At 30.7% G+C, this 14,436-nt stretch carries 13 protein-coding genes; 2 read left to right on the forward strand and 11 right to left on the reverse strand.

The genetic code is table 11. From position 1 onward, the window contains the following. Positions 1-663, reverse strand: a complete 663-nt coding sequence (locus GYM73_RS01145) for a GNAT family N-acetyltransferase (protein ID WP_160565969.1) — start codon at positions 661-663, stop codon at positions 1-3. Between the two features lie 432 nt (positions 664-1,095). On the opposite strand from GYM73_RS01145, the gene GYM73_RS01150 reads away from it, so the two are divergent. After that, complete coding sequence (locus GYM73_RS01150; RefSeq protein ID WP_220233874.1) at positions 1,096-1,803, forward strand: histidine phosphatase family protein; 708 nt, start codon at positions 1,096-1,098, stop codon at positions 1,801-1,803. Between the two features lie 240 nt (positions 1,804-2,043). Next, a complete protein-coding gene (locus tag GYM73_RS01155; RefSeq protein ID WP_220233875.1) occupies positions 2,044-3,111 on the forward strand; it encodes a helix-hairpin-helix domain-containing protein in 1,068 nt (355 codons plus the stop codon). Positions 3,112-3,158: 47 nt separating this feature from the next. Here GYM73_RS01155 and ribB read toward each other — a convergent pair whose 3' ends face one another. The 10 genes from ribB to GYM73_RS01205 all read right to left on the reverse strand — a co-directional run bounded on the left by ribB (position 3,159) and on the right by GYM73_RS01205 (position 14,436). Further along, positions 3,159-4,283, reverse strand: a complete 1,125-nt coding sequence (ribB, locus tag GYM73_RS01160) for a 3,4-dihydroxy-2-butanone-4-phosphate synthase (protein ID WP_220234335.1) — start codon at positions 4,281-4,283, stop codon at positions 3,159-3,161. A 2-nt stretch (positions 4,284-4,285) separates the two neighbouring features. Beyond that, positions 4,286-5,749, reverse strand: coding sequence for an LptF/LptG family permease (locus tag GYM73_RS01165; RefSeq protein WP_220233876.1), 1,464 nt, complete (start codon positions 5,747-5,749; stop codon positions 4,286-4,288). A gap of 3 nt (positions 5,750-5,752) precedes the next feature. Beyond that, positions 5,753-6,376, reverse strand: coding sequence for an outer membrane lipoprotein carrier protein LolA (locus GYM73_RS01170; protein WP_160542787.1), 624 nt, complete (start codon positions 6,374-6,376; stop codon positions 5,753-5,755). Between the two features lie 18 nt (positions 6,377-6,394). Further along, positions 6,395-8,875 (reverse strand): DNA translocase FtsK, encoded by a 2,481-nt coding sequence (locus tag GYM73_RS01175; protein ID WP_220233877.1) that lies wholly within the window; start codon positions 8,873-8,875, stop codon positions 6,395-6,397. A 149-nt stretch (positions 8,876-9,024) separates the two neighbouring features. Beyond that, positions 9,025-9,756, reverse strand: coding sequence for a Bax inhibitor-1/YccA family protein (locus GYM73_RS01180; RefSeq protein WP_220233878.1), 732 nt, complete (start codon positions 9,754-9,756; stop codon positions 9,025-9,027). A gap of 109 nt (positions 9,757-9,865) precedes the next feature. Further along, positions 9,866-10,297 carry a ribose 5-phosphate isomerase B gene (rpiB, locus tag GYM73_RS01185; RefSeq protein WP_105297159.1) on the reverse strand — a complete coding sequence of 144 codons (432 nt, stop codon included), beginning with the start codon at positions 10,295-10,297 and terminating at the stop codon, positions 9,866-9,868. Positions 10,298-10,309: 12 nt separating this feature from the next. After that, complete coding sequence (gene gltX / locus GYM73_RS01190) at positions 10,310-11,818, reverse strand: glutamate--tRNA ligase (RefSeq protein WP_220233879.1); 1,509 nt, start codon at positions 11,816-11,818, stop codon at positions 10,310-10,312. Between the two features lie 323 nt (positions 11,819-12,141). Beyond that, on the reverse strand, positions 12,142-13,188 hold the full coding sequence (gene ilvC / locus GYM73_RS01195; protein ID WP_220233880.1) for a ketol-acid reductoisomerase: 1,047 nt from the start codon (positions 13,186-13,188) through the stop codon (positions 12,142-12,144). A gap of 13 nt (positions 13,189-13,201) precedes the next feature. Next, entirely contained in the window at positions 13,202-13,756 is a 555-nt protein-coding gene (ilvN, locus tag GYM73_RS01200) for an acetolactate synthase small subunit (RefSeq protein ID WP_105297163.1), read from the reverse strand. 8 nt (positions 13,757-13,764) lie between these two features. Then, on the reverse strand, positions 13,765-14,436 hold the full coding sequence (locus tag GYM73_RS01205; protein WP_220233881.1) for a class I SAM-dependent methyltransferase: 672 nt from the start codon (positions 14,434-14,436) through the stop codon (positions 13,765-13,767).

A 14,436-nucleotide genomic window follows, 5' to 3' on the forward strand; every position in this document is an offset into this window, starting at 1 on the left:
TTAGATGGTTTTAATTTGGGAATTATTACAATCCTTTTTAGATTTTAAGTGAAATACCTCTTTTATTTTATTGAGATGAGTAATGACCTTTTTATCGAAACTATTTTTATGGGAGATATTCTTATCTTTTTTTTGATCTTTAGGATCGAATAACATTCCGGTACATAAGCACATTTTATTTTGTTTACTTTGTAGAATATTAAAATTCGTACATGTTTTACAGCCATTCCAAAAGTCAGGATCTTCAGTTAGTTCAGAAAAGGGTACCGGCTTATATCCTAATTCCGAATTAATTTTCATTACTGCCAATCCGGTAGTTATACCGAAAATTTTAGCTTCCGGAAATTTTTTTCGGGTATAATCAAAAATAAAATGTTTAATTTTTTTGGCTAAACCTATTCCTCTGTAGTCAGGATGAACAATTAATCCTGAATGGACGACAAATTCTCCGTTCTGCCATTTTTCTATATAACAAAAACCTGCAAATTTTGTATTATCAAGAGCTAAAATCGCTTGTCTTTGATCCATTTTTTTTTGGATGTATTCAGGGGTTCTTTTAGCAATACCTGTCCCCCTTACAATAGCCGATTGGTAAATAGTTTCGCATATTTCTTCAGCGTATTGATAATGTTCTTCTGTTGCAACAACAATATTAATATTCATCTTATGTATAAATAATATAGTAAATGGATAAATTGAAAAAACAGTAGTAGATAAATTACTGTATAAAAAACGGAAGTGTCGGCTTTGGAAAAATCGAAAATCAAAGCCTAACCTGCCTACTGAAGTAGATAGGGTAAGATAAAAGGGTAATTTTATTAACCGGCAATGTTAAATTGCGTAATAACATAACTAAGATTTTTAACTTTTAAAATCTAAATTAACATAACAAAAATAATAATTATTTTTTTATACGAATAAAATTTTTTAAAAATTATACGGTTAAATATAATTATTTTTAAGATATATTTTGTTTTTTAATTTTAAGTTTAATTAAATCAACAGTATGAAATACTAGTGAACTATAATGATTATTCTATACTTATAACAAACAAAATTTTCTAATTTTGCATTTAAAATGCTAATATTTTTTATATGGGATCTAAGATTACATTTTACATAGTACGTCATGGTAAGACAATTTTAAATACATTAAACAAAGTTCAAGGTTGGAGTGATACACCGTTAACAAAAGAAGGGATTGAGGTGGCAGAAAATTTGGGTAAAGGATTGAAAGATGTTAAATTTTCTTCAGCTTTTTGCAGTGATTTAAGGAGAACCAGAGAAACTATCAATATAATTTTAAAGAATTCAGATCAAAAAGAACTTCCGGTTACAGAAAAACCTGAATTAAGAGAAATCTGTTTTGGAGCCTATGAAACTGCCTTAGCTACGGAAATGTTTAAGGATGTTGCCTTATATCTTCATTACACTAATGCTCAGGATTTATTCAATGATATCTTTGACAAGAATAAAGAAATTACTTATAAAGAAGCGGTCAATACCATAAGTATTTTAGATCCTATGAAAATGGCAGAAGATTTTAATACCGTTGAAAAAAGAACGCATAAAGCTTTATCGGATATTGTACAGATCGAAAGTAAGAATAAGGAAAATAAAAACGTTCTGATCGTATCTCACGGATTAAGTATAACTCTAATGCTCCATAATTTGGGAGGTAAAAGATTATTTGTTAAGGATTTGGAAAACGCTTCAGTATGTAAAGTTATATTTGAAGATGGAAAATATATCATTGAATCGGTTAATGATATGAGCTATGCAGAAAAAGGAAAAAATAGCTAAATATTTTTGAATTAAATTTTCACATAATAGTTTTGTAAAGTATCCATTGAGTTCGCAATTTTAAAGGGATTGCTAACTTCCTCTAAGCTATTTTGAATCTTAGGTTATTATTTTACAGCGATTTAAAAGAAATAGTATTTCATTTTTTTAATATAAAAATATAATTTTTTTACGTTACCATAATAAATGGTAACATTTTAAAAATTAAGCTCTTGTAATTATATATTTATATTAACTTTTATGAATTTACGCCTTAAAATGATAAAAGAGCAACGAATAGGTGTTCTTTTGTTGCTCATAATTATATGTATTTTAGAATTATTAATTCATAGGAATGCTTTAATTTCTTCAATCTTTGAGAATAATAATGCTACCCCTTTTCAATTTGTTGAAGAAATTAATAAACAGAATTTTAAGGTAAAGGATAAAAAAGATAAATTTATAGAACCTTTTAATCCAACTGATTATAATTCAGAAGACTGGCAGAATTTAGGTTTTTCTAAAAAACAAGCAGAGGTAATCATTAATTATAAGGCTATGCTTGGAGGTAAATTTACTTCTAAAGAACAGCTTAAATCTTGCTACGTAATTTCCGAGGAAATGTATGCAAAAATGTGTCCTTTTTTGTTATTACCGGAGAATGGCTTTAATGAAACAACTACTAATTCTAGTAAAGTTAAAAAGTATCGGTTATTAACATTTGACCCGAATACATATAATGTAAACGATTGGATGCGTATAGATTTTTCAGAAAAACAAGCGGAAAGCATTATAAGATATAAAAATGCTATAGGTGGAAAATTCAAATCCAAAGAGGATTTAAAAAAATGTTATGTGATATCAAGTGTAAAATATCAAGAATTGGAATCGTATATTAAGCTTCCTTCTCAAAATATTGAAAACACATCAAATATAAAAGTACTTCAAATTTCCAATGAAAAAAAGGATATTAATACAGCATCTTTTAACGATATAAATTCCGTAATTGAAAATGAAATTATAACTAAAAGGATATTGAGTTTTAGAAAAGGATTAGGTGGTTTTGTGTCGATGGAACAAATTAAAGATGTATATGATATAACTTCTGAAATGGTTTCAAAAATTTTTGAATCTTTCGTCTTAAATCCATCCCAAGTTCTTAAAATAAATTTACAAACAGCCTCAGAAGAAGATTTACACAAGCATATTTATTTAAGGAAGTATAAAAATAAAATTATAGAAGCAAGAAATAAGAAGAAAGATCCTTTACTTGTCATTAACGAATCAGATCCAAAATATCATTTTATAATTCAATACTTGGTTAAATAAAGAAGCTACTATATAGCTTCTTTATTTATAATTTATGAGAATGAAATTTAAATTTTAATTTCATTTACAATCTTAACTCCATATCCACTACTTAGAGGGAAATTTTTGTTAGGATTGGTTGTTAAAACATTGATATTTTTAATTCCTAAATTTTTAATTATTTGTGCACCGATTCCTAAATCCCTTTCATCGGATTGTATGCCAAAATCAGCTATTTCTCCCGATATGTATTTTTTGAGTTCGCTCAGATGATTTTCGATTACCTCTGTATTGGAAGGATTGTTTATAAAAATAATTACTCCTTTGCCATTTTCATTAATAAAATTAATAGCTTTATTTACAATGGTTTCTTCTCCTTGAGCAAGGGTTTTGAAAAGATCCAAATATATATTGTTAGCACAAACTTTTACAGGTATGATTTCATCTTCATTAATTTCTCCCTTCACTAATGCAAAATGAATTTGATCATTGGTTTTATCTTTATACGTTACAAATCGTAATTCTCCATAATGGGTTTTAATTATTTCATCGTCGATTTTTTCAATCAAAGAATCATTTTTAAGTCGATATGAAATTAAGTCTTTAATAGTTATAATTTTTAAATCAAATTTCTTAGCAACTTCCATTAATTGAGGTAAACGAGCCATTGTTCCATCCTCATTCATGATTTCAACTAAAACTCCGGTAGAAGGAAGTCCCGCTAATTGTAATAAATCGACTGTAGCTTCAGTATGTCCGTCTCTTTTAAGTACTCCTCCTTTTTTTGCAACTAAAGGAAAAATATGACCCGGACGTGCAAAATCACTTGGCTTGATATTTTCATCGACAAGAGCTTTAACGGTTTTGGATCGATCAGAAGCGGAAATACCTGTAGTAATCCCATGTCCAAGTAAATCTACTGAAACAGTGAAAGCCGTTTGCTTAGGGTCAGTATTTTTTCCGACCATGTATTCCAAGTCCAGTTCTTCAGCTCTTTTTTGAGTTAAAGGCGTGCAAATCAAACCCCTTCCGTACTTAGTCATAAAATTTATAGTTTCAGGTGTCATAGTTGATGCTGCAGCAACAAAATCACCCTCGTTTTCACGATCTTCATCATCAACAACTATAATTACCTTTCCCTGTCTTAATTCTTCAAGAGCTTCTGATATGGTATTCATTTTTAAGTCTGTAATAATCATTGGTATCTACTGTGTTCTAATTTTTTTTGTTTGATAAATTTACTAATAAATCTTTTAAAAGGTTTTAAATAATTATCCACGTCAAATAGTTCAGAATCTCTCATGGATTTTATAGTTAGAAAAATTCCAACAGGTAGAAATATTGCATTTGGAATCCAAGAAGCCCAATAGGCGTTGATTACCTGATTTTTTGCTAAATTTTCCATATAAAGCCCTAAAATATAAAAAATGATAAATATTATTATGGCAACAACTACAGGTAAACCGACTCCCCCTTTTCTAATGATAGATCCTAGCGGAGCTCCTATCAAGAAAAATACTATACAGGTAACGGAATATGAAATGATATTTTTTTGCTGCCATAAAATCATTTTAGCTATAAATTTTTCTACCGCTTTCATTTCGGTGGCTTTTGAACCTAATTCATACTTAGACAGAGTAACCTGATTTATGGCGGCTTTAACTAAATTATATTTAGTGTTATCATCTAAGTTGGACCATTCAAACGGAAAATCTTCATTATAATGACTATAATCTAGGGAATCCAATGAGTTTGTTTCCCCTAATAAAAGCTTCATGCCATTTTCTCCAAGCCCTTTAAAGTACACAGTATTGGAAGTTTTGATGGAATCTATATAAGTGCTTAATTCGGATACTGATTTATATCTAAAATTATCTCCTTCGGATTGTTTATCTAGTGACTTTTTAATTATATCCGAAATATCGTAATATTGAGTTAAGGTGTCAAACTTAATGGAATTACCCGGTTGTTTTTTTAGCTCATTTAAATTCTTACCTTTAATGTTATCTTGATATATATATCCATTATATAATTCAATTTTTAAGTAATGGTTATCTTTGGAAATTATATTTCCTTTATCTGCTATTATGGTTTGCTGATCTTCAAAAGGGGAAGCATTTTTATGAATAAATACTTGATCCCACTCGCTATCATTTTCACCACTTTTCCTGCCAATTTTAATGCTCAAGGGATTCATTTCTTTAATAAATCGACCTTCTTCAAAATTAAGGGCAGGTCTTGTTTGTGCAATATTGATGAGCATATTACGCGCTCTTCGTTGGTTTTCGGGAAGTGTGGTGTTACAGAAATAAAATAACCAGATGGCCAGTAAGATTACAAGACTAAAAAGAGGATACATTATTCGTGCTAATGAAATTCCAGCTGATTTCATTGCAGCTAGTTCATATCGCTCTCCGAAACCACCAAATGTCATAATTGATGACAACAAGATAGTTAAAGGTAAAACGAGACGAATCACATCCAAGCCCAGATAATATAATAATTTAGATATGTCCCATAAGTTCAGTCCTTTACCTAAAAATTTATCCATTTGGTTAAAGGCAAACTGAACTACAAAGATGAACATTAAAACGCTAAATATAAATAAAAAAGGACCAAAAAAAGTGCGGATAATATACCAGTCTAACTTTTTAATCATCTTTTATAACTCTGTTAGTGTGTAATCTTTATAGTTATTTTTATCAAATGTAAGTAAAGATTTATTTACAATTAAATTTTCTTTAAAATCAATGATCATTAAAATTAAAGAACTTCCGTCGTTATAATTTTCAGATACTCTTATGATCTTATTATTAGAAAGAGCAAGAAGTATAGATTTTGATTTTTTGGTATCAATAGGAACCAATTTAATAACGGAACATTTAACATTATTAATAGTTGTATTTCCTTCAAAAGTAATATTAAAACCGCTTTTATAAAGACTTAAAATATTGGTAGGAGATAGGCTTTCACCGTCTTCTTTATCAGAAGAAGTGATTTCTTTATCTTCCTTAGAAATAGTGTAAATCTTATTTCCGTCATAAATTTGGGTAATACTGGGCAGAATTAAATGATACTTTTCTTTAGCGGCATAAACCTGTCCAATTTCAGATATACTTTTTTGTCCGGGTATAGAATATAAATAATTGAATTTTACGTAAAATGTTGAATTTTGGCTGAGTTTCGCACTAGCTGTATCTAAAAGTCTTTTTGCTTCCGGATCAATTTTTTGAGCCCATATTAAAAATGAAGAACAAATAAATAAGAATGCAAATATCTTTTTCATATTATTAGGTAATGTTTTTTAGGGGTTTAAATTTTCCAATAATTGTTCCAAACTAACCAGGTCGGTAACCAGAACTTTACGTGCCTTACTTCCTTCGAAAGCCCCGACAATGCCGAACGCTTCAAGTTGGTCCATAATTCTTCCAGCTCTATTATAACCCAATGATAATTTACGTTGAATCAAAGAGGTGGATCCTTGTTGAGCAGTTACAATTACTCGAGCAGCATCATTAAAAAGCTCATCTCTTTTTGCTTCAACTGCATCGTTTGAGCTTACACTTGAATTTTCTTCATAAAATTCCGGCAATAAATAAGCATCCGGATATCCTTGTTGAGAACCAATATATTCTGTTATTTTATCAACTTCGGGTGTATCAACAAAGGCACATTGCATACGTATCAGCTCATTACCGGTGGTAAACAACATATCTCCTTTACCGATTAATTGATCGGCACCATTTCCATCTAAAATTGTTCTTGAATCTATTTTTGAAGTTACGCGGAATGCAACACGAGCGGGGAAGTTGGCTTTAATCATTCCGGTAATAACATTTACGGAAGGCCTTTGTGTAGCTATAATAAGATGAATTCCTATGGCTCTGGCCAACTGAGCTAATCTGGCGATAGGGAGCTCTACTTCTTTTCCGGCGGTCATAATTAAATCAGCAAATTCATCAATAACCAAAACAATATACGGTAAGAATCGATGACCTTTTTCAGGATTTAATTTACGTTCTTTAAATTTTTGGTTATATTCTTTGATAGTTCTTACATAAGCTGATTGGAGAAGCTTGTAACGATTATCCATTTCCACACAAAGTGAATTCAAAGTATTAATCACTTTAGTCGTATCGGTAATAATGGCTTCATCTGTATCCGGTAATTTTGCAAGAAAATGACGTTCAATTTTGTTGTATAAGGTAAGTTCCACCTTTTTAGGGTCTACAAACACGAATTTTAATTCGCTAGGATGTTTTTTGTATAACAGAGAAGTTATAATGGCGTTTAATCCCACCGATTTTCCCTGTCCCGTAGCCCCGGCCATGAGCATGTGAGGCATTTTAGCTAAATCTGTAACGAAAGTTTCATTAGATATGGTTTTTCCAAAAACAATAGGTAGTTCCATATCGATTTTTTGAAATTTTTGAGAAGCGATCACCGAACGCATGGAAACCATCGTTGCGGTGCTATTGGGTACTTCAATACCAATAGTTCCTTTTCCGGGTATCGGAGCAATAATACGAATTCCTAAAGCTGCGAGACTAAGGGCTATATCATCTTCCAAATTTTTAATTTTGGAAATACGGATACCTGCTTCAGGAATAATTTCATATAAAGTTACTGTTGGGCCGACCGTTGCTTTGATACTTGAAATTCCAATGCCATAATTTGCAAGTGTTGTTACAATTTTATTTTTATTTTCTTCTAACTCTTCACTGTTTATTGTAATATTATTATTCGTATTATAATTGGTTAAAAGGTCAAGAGTAGGATATTTATATTTAGGTAAATCTAATTTAGGATCATAAGGTCCGAATTGGTCATAAATATTTTTATTAGGCTCATTTTCAGACAAAATTTCTTCTTTTTTAGTTTCTTCTATAGTCAGCGAAATATCATCTTCAACCGTTTCTTCAGTAGTAGGAATATCAATTTCTAATTCTGTAGAATGAGTGGTTGTGTCAGGATGGGAAGATTCTTCTATCAGAATATTGGTATTGGATAAATTTATAGGATTACTTTCCTCTTCTATTAGTGACTCGACTTGTTGTATACCTGTTAAATTTTCTTCTTGAATTTCACTTTTTGTTGGAACTTTTGCGATAACAGTCTCAGATTGAACGGTTTTAGGGTCTTTTATTTTCTCATAAATTTGGTCTTCTTCAAAAGGTTCTTTTAAAACATCCTCTTCTTTTTCTTTTTTAGACGGTTTGAAAGAAGGTGTTGAATGCAATTTAGATTTTACATGATCCACGCTCAAATTAAATTCAAGGATAAAATATATTGACAGGGTCAGCAACAATATAATACCTGTACCCACACTGCCCAATAATGATTTTAAATAATCATATACTTCATAGCCTATCAAACCGGAAAGCAACCATTTAGATCCGAAAATCATAGCTAGAAATATAGGGGTCCAAATAATAAAGAAAATTCCATGAGAGAGGAGTTTCCATATTTTTAGAATTTCTTTATTAAATAATACTTTAAAAGATAAAATAAATAAGAAGAACGGAATAAAAAATGCAATAACTCCTACACCATCAAAAATAAATATTTCCCCTAAGTAAGCGCCCGTTTTACCGATTATATTTTGCGCTGTAACATTTTTATTTAGATAAGAAGTTAATTGGCTTTGATCTTCTTTCCAATTAAAGTAAAATGAGAGGAATGAAATAAATAAGATGATGGAAAAGCTAAATAAAACTAAACCAAGGATTGTTTTTAATAAGGGCTTTTTTTTATTATTTTTATTATCTTGTGGATTGTTCTCCATATTTATTTATAAATAAATTTAAAATTACAAATTTTATAGTTTCTGTTAGATTTATATTTTGTTTTAATAATGGTATTTTATTATATATAAATAGGTGAATAAAAACTTTATTCACCTATAAACTATTTTAACGTTTTCAAAAAGTAAATTTATCTTCTTGAACCAAGAAATCTAAGTAAAAATAAGAAAAGGTTAATAAAATCTAAATAGAGAGACAAGGCACCTTGAATCGCAATTTTAGAATAACTTTCTCTATCTTCAGAGTTTATTTGTGATCCTATATTTTTCAGAGTTTGAGTATCATAAGCAATTAATCCCACAAATATTAAAACTCCAACTACTGAAATAATTAAATCCAACATGGAGTTATTTAAGAAAATATTGACAACTATGGCTAATAGTACACCTAGTAAAGCCATGGATAGAATTCTTCCAAATTTTGTAAGATCTGTTTTGGTAAAATAACCATATAAACTCATTATAGCAAATGTACCGGCAGTAATAAAAAATGTGGTAGCTATAGATGAAAAGGTATAAGCTAAGAAAATCATAGCCAAAGTCATTCCGTTTAAAAAAGAATAAAACAAAAAGACTGCCGATGCTAATCCTAAAGTCATTTTATGGATTGCTCCGCTTAAAGCAAATACTAATCCTAATTCGCCTAAAATTAAAGCATAATATAAGAAAGTAGGGCCGGTAGTACCAAACATTAAGCTTAATAATCCCGGAGAATTTGCAGTGAAATAAGCAGTAAAACCACTTATAAATAGAGCCAAGCTCATCCACAAATATACTTTAGATATAAATGTAGCTTGCTGTTTAGCTATGGCATTTTTTTGAAACAATGGTTCAAGTGTGTTTCCGTAATCTTTATAATCCATTTGCTTAGTTATTTATTATTTCAAATATACAATATTTTGTATTACATAAAAAGTCAATATCTATTCCAAAAATTATTTATGAAATTTTGTCATATTTATAAAATTTGCTTTACCATTTGGATATCTTATCTACACGCATTTGATGTCTTCCCCCTTCAAATTGAGTGGATAAAAAAGTATCAATTATATCCTGAGCTAATTCTTTGGCAATAAAACGCGCAGGAATGGAAAGCACATTCGCATTGTTATGTTGTCTGGCTAAACGGGCAATATCTGTTTGCCAACAAAGGGCACAACGTATTCCGGAATGTTTATTTGCGGTTATGGATACCCCTTCACCACTGCCGCAGAAAAGTATGCCGAAATCAAATTCATTTTTCTCAACAGCAATAGCTAAAGGATGTACAAAATCCGGATAGTCTACACTTTCTCCCGAATAGGTTCCAAAGTCATGTACCTGGTTTCCTTTTTCAGTGAGATATTTAAATATATAATTTTTATATTCAAATCCTGCATGATCTGAAGCTAATGCGATTTTCATGACCTCTAATTTTTAAATTTTTGATTCTAAATTTTTTAAACGTTGTAAGCTTTCTGTTTTTCCTATTATTTCCATAATAACCGGAATATCCGGTCCTTTAAGATCACCAACTAGAGCTAAACGTAAGGGTTGCATTATTTTTCCAAATCCCAATCCTGAGTTTTCCACAAATTTATGAATCTTGTCATGTAATTCTTTTTCGGTGAAAGAAACAGACTCTAGATTAGAAATTAATTGAGTAAGTATTGCTTTAGTATCGTCTTTAATAACCTTTTTATAACTTTTTTCTTGGTAAGTTGAAGGCGCAATCCAGAAAAAAGAACCTACTTCCCATATTTCTTTTACAAAATTAACTCTTTCTTTTAATAGTTCGATGATTCGAATATCTTTAGTGTCTTCTGTCTTAATACCTTTTTCTTTCAAAATTTTTTGAAATTCAGGGAGTAAGTCAGAGGCTTTGGATTTAATAATATATTCATGATTAAACCATTTTGCTTTATCAGGATTGAAACGAGCTCCTGCTTTGTGGACTTTCTCCAATTCAAACTCTTGAATCATTTCGTTTAGAGATAGTATTTCCTTGTCATCGGAAGGTGACCATCCTAATAATGCCAACATATTTATGAAAGCTTCAGGCAGGTAACCTTCTTCTCTGTATCCTATGGAAGATGTACCTTCTTTTTCGTTTTTCCAAGCAAGAGGAAATACAGGAAATCCGTATTTATCCCCATCTCGTTTGCTCAATTTACCTTTACCTTCCGGTTTTAAAATCAAAGGCAAATGGGCAAATTCCGGTGATTTCCATTCCAATGCTTCATAGAGCAATACATGTAAGGCCAGGGAAGGAAGCCATTCCTCTCCTCTTATCACATGGGTAATTTTCATGGTATGGTCATCTACAATATTGGCAAAATGATAGGTAGGCATTCCGTCAGTCTTGACTAAAACTTTATCATCTAAAATAGATGTATCGATGGAAAAATTGCCTCGAATAATATCTTTTAAAACCAAAGTTCTGTGTGGTGGTATTTTAAATCGGATCACATAAGGAACTCCCTCATTTAATTTTTTTTGAACTTCATCGGGCGATAGAGAGAGGCTGTTATTGAGTTGATTTCTGACTTCATGGTTGTAAGAAAATACTTTGCCTTGTTCCTCATATTCTTTTCGTAACTTTTCTAATTCTTCCGGCGTGTCAAAAGCCAGGTAAGCGAAATCTGTTTTAAGTATATCTTCGATATATTTTTTATAGATGTCTTTTCTTTCAGATTGTTTATATGGAGCATAGGGTCCTCCTTTTTCCGGACTTTCATCCAATTCTAAGCCACACCATTTCAACGATTCACTTATGTATTTTTCGGCATCTTCAACATAGCGGTTTTGATCGGTATCTTCAATGCGCAAGATAAATTTTCCCTTATTTTTTTTTGCAAAGAGATAATTATATAAAGCGGTTCTTACTCCTCCAATATGTAAATATCCGGTAGGACTAGGTGCAAATCGAACTCTGATTTCTGACATTTTCTATATTTTTCTACGCAAAAGTAACAAAGAAAATAGATATTTGATAATTATTTAAATGTTTAATTTACAAATCTTTTATTTTGTTTTTATTATAATTAAAATAAAGTATAATTTGAATAAAATCTTTTATCTTAACATAGTATATAAGAACATATATAATTATAGTATTATCCTATACATTTAATTAACGGCTAACTTAATAACACCTTAAGTTAGAAATGTTGAAGATTATTAGTTATAAATTTAAATGTAATTTTGAAAAAATAGAAAATAAAAAAAGGAATATATTACTTTATATATTCCTTTTTAAATTTTATTAATTAATTATTTTCCGGTCGTAATTCTCTAACAACAGCTCCGGCCTTCCACATTTCGCTTTCCCGAAGAGCCTTAAGTTCTTCTTCCAATTTTTCGCGATAGTCAGGCTTAGAGTTGGTGTCGATTGATCTTTGTGCTTCATTTCCTGAAGCTACTTCTGCATATAACTTAGCAAATACAGGTTTAGTGGCATCATGAAAAGGAGTCATCCAATCTAATGCACCTCTTTGTGCAGTAGTAGAACAGTTTGCATACATCCAGTCCATACCTTTTTCAGCAAAAAGAGGCATTAAAGATTGTGTAAGTTCTTCTACTGTTTCATTGAAAGCTTCAGATGGAGTATGTCCGTTTTCACGTAACACTTCATATTGAGCTAATAATATTCCTTGAATAGCACCCATTAAAGTACCTCTTTCCCCTGTTAGATCAGAATAAACTTCACGTTTAAAGTCAGTTTCAAATAAATACCCTGAACCAACACCAATACCTAAAGCGATAGTTCTGTCTTTAGCTTTACCGGTAGCATCCTGGAAAATTGCATAACTTGAGTTTAACCCTCTTCCTTCCAAGAACATACGTCTAAGGCTGGTTCCTGATCCTTTAGGTGCTACTAAAATTACATCAATATCTTTAGGAGGTATAATTCCGGTACGGTCGTTAAAAGTAATACCGAAACCATGAGAAAAATATAAAGCTTTACCGGCAGTTAAATGAGGTTTTAATTTAGGCCAAACCTCAATTTGTGCGGCATCCGACAATAAATATTGAATAATAGTTCCTTTTGATGCTGCTTCTTCTATATCAAATAAAGTTTTACCCGGAACCCAACCGTCTGCAATAGCCTTATCCCAAGTTTTACCTCCTTTACGTTGTCCAACGATTACATTGAAGCCGTTATCTCTTAAATTTAATGCTTGTCCGGGACCTTGTACTCCATATCCAATAACAGCAATGGTTTCATCTTTTAATGTTTCCCTAGCTTTTTCTAAAGGAAACTCATCACGAGTAATTACATTTTCAATTACTCCACCAAAATTCATTTGTGCCATCTTGTTAGTATTTTTAATTTTTTATTAAAGATTCTTTTATTTTTAATTCACTTAACATATCACTTAAGCGTTCTATTTTTGAAGTATTTACAGCTATTCTTCCGGAACGAATAAATTGCAATACTTTAATATTTTCACTCAATTCTTGAAACAAAGCTTGCGTATCGGTGTAATGCCCTGTTTTTTGAATGACAACACAAATCTCGTTAATTTCAAGTATCTGAGCATTATATTTTCTAATTAAATTTTCCACCGAACCAATTTTTAAAAATTCAGGAGTGGGTAATTTATACAAAGCAATTTCCTGATGAATTAATTCATCGTCGGTATTATAGTAAGATTTCAACACATCCACGCATTTGTCGATTTGTTTTACTACTTTTTCAATCATTTCTTTATCACAAAGTACCGTAATGGTAAATTTATGTATGCCTTCAATAGCTGACGGCGATACCGATAAAGTTTCAATATTTAAAAATCTTCTGGTAAAAACACTGGTTACTTGACCTAAAAGTCCTACAGTGTTTTCAGAAAATATAGTTACAGTATATAACGTTTTGTTTTTCATGGTTATTTCTACTTTTTAGCATATAAAACAGCAAAGTCATAATATTTATAAAGACAATCAACATGTTTAAAGCCTGCATCTTTCAGCCATTTTAATTGGGTAAGTATGGGACTTCTTTTGTCTAATTTAATTCTTTCATACGAAGCATTAATTTCATCAGCGGTAAGTCCGCTATTTTCAATTTGATATCTCCAACGGGTATCATAAAATTTTGAAAAATAATCATCTTCACCGCAAACTTGATCTGCATTTATAAATGTTCCCTCCTCTTTAAGATAAGAAAATATGGAATTATATAGTTTAATTTTATCCGAGTCTTCCAAGTGATGAATAGCCAATGAGGACACGACGGCATCAAATGGTTGTGTCGATGTATATGTGGTAAAATCTTGTCGAATTATATGGATAGAGGTATTAGTTTCAAACCTATTTTTAGCAACTTCTAACATTTTTTCTGACAGATCAAGCAAAGTAATTTGAGCATTTGGATATTTTTGAAGAACAAATTCGGATAATAATCCGGTACCGGCCCCTAAATCTAAAATTTTAGGAGAAGATGATGAAAGGTTTATATTTTCAACCGCTATTTTATAAAAATCTTGAAAACAGGGAATTAATTTTCTTCGCTGTTTATCGTATTGTTGGGCGACAGAGTTAAATTGAGTTTCAATAGTTTCCAT

The organism is Apibacter sp. ESL0432, from assembly GCF_019469225.1.
GTDB lineage: Bacteria > Bacteroidota > Bacteroidia > Flavobacteriales > Weeksellaceae > Apibacter.

Coding starts and splice junctions, on each gene's coding strand:
- GYM73_RS01145 (WP_160565969.1), bottom strand. CDS start 663: ATGAATATTAATATTGTTGTTGCAACAGAAGAACATTATCAATACGCT.
- GYM73_RS01150 (WP_220233874.1), top strand. CDS start 1,096: ATGGGATCTAAGATTACATTTTACATAGTACGTCATGGTAAGACAATT.
- GYM73_RS01155 (WP_220233875.1), top strand. CDS start 2,044: ATGAATTTACGCCTTAAAATGATAAAAGAGCAACGAATAGGTGTTCTT.
- GYM73_RS01165 (WP_220233876.1), bottom strand. CDS start 5,749: ATGATTAAAAAGTTAGACTGGTATATTATCCGCACTTTTTTTGGTCCT.
- GYM73_RS01170 (WP_160542787.1), bottom strand. CDS start 6,376: ATGAAAAAGATATTTGCATTCTTATTTATTTGTTCTTCATTTTTAATA.
- GYM73_RS01175 (WP_220233877.1), bottom strand. CDS start 8,875: ATGGAGAACAATCCACAAGATAATAAAAATAATAAAAAAAAGCCCTTA.
- GYM73_RS01180 (WP_220233878.1), bottom strand. CDS start 9,756: ATGGATTATAAAGATTACGGAAACACACTTGAACCATTGTTTCAAAAA.
- rpiB (WP_105297159.1), bottom strand. CDS start 10,297: ATGAAAATCGCATTAGCTTCAGATCATGCAGGATTTGAATATAAAAAT.
- gltX (WP_220233879.1), bottom strand. CDS start 11,818: ATGTCAGAAATCAGAGTTCGATTTGCACCTAGTCCTACCGGATATTTA.
- ilvC (WP_220233880.1), bottom strand. CDS start 13,188: ATGGCACAAATGAATTTTGGTGGAGTAATTGAAAATGTAATTACTCGT.
- ilvN (WP_105297163.1), bottom strand. CDS start 13,756: ATGAAAAACAAAACGTTATATACTGTAACTATATTTTCTGAAAACACT.
- GYM73_RS01205 (WP_220233881.1), bottom strand. CDS start 14,436: ATGGAAACTATTGAAACTCAATTTAACTCTGTCGCCCAACAATACGAT.